The organism is Streptomyces sp. AC627_RSS907, assembly GCF_019049165.1.
The window spans coordinates 1-613 of record NZ_JAGMUE010001531.1 but is presented as its reverse complement, the minus strand read 5'-3'; the positions used below and the strand labels follow the sequence as shown (position 1 = coordinate 613).

Sequence of the window (613 nt, the reverse complement as noted above, 5' to 3'; positions counted from 1 at the left end):
GCGAGTCGCTGCTGACCTACGCGCTGTGCGTGGAGGAGATCGCCCGAGGCTGGATGAGCGTCTCGGGGATCATCAACACGCACTTCATCGTGGCGTACATGCTCAAGCAGCACGGCACCCAGGAGCAGAAGGACTACTTTCTGCCGAAGATGGCCGCGGGCGAGATCCGTGGCGCGTTCTCGATGTCGGAGCCGGCGCTCGGTTCGGATGTGTCATCCATCACATCCAAGGGCGTGCGCGACGGCGACGACTTCCTGCTCACCGGACAGAAGATGTGGCTCACCAACGGCGGCACCTCCTCGTTGGTCGCGGTGCTGTGCCGGACCGACGAGGGGCTCTCCCCGAAGGAGGCCGCCGCCAAGCCGCACCGCTCGATGACTACGTTCCTGGTCGAGAAGGAGCCGGGCTTCGGCGAGGTGCGCCCGGGCCTGACCATCCCCGGCAAGATCGACAAGATGGGTTACAAGGGCGTCGACACCACCGAGCTGATCATGGACGGGCTGCGCGTCCCGGCCGATCGCGTGCTCGGCGGAGCCACGGGACGCGGCTTCTACCAGATGATGGACGGCGTCGAGGTCGGCCGCGTGAACGTCGCGGCGCGCGGCTGCGGGGT

The 613-nt window shown here is 67.0% G+C and carries 1 protein-coding gene; it reads left to right on the top strand.

Annotated features, from left to right (window positions below; translation table 11 throughout):
• The coding region (locus tag KUM32_RS42840; RefSeq protein ID WP_217146954.1) for an acyl-CoA dehydrogenase family protein at positions 1 to 613 on the top strand (613 nt) is incomplete at both ends.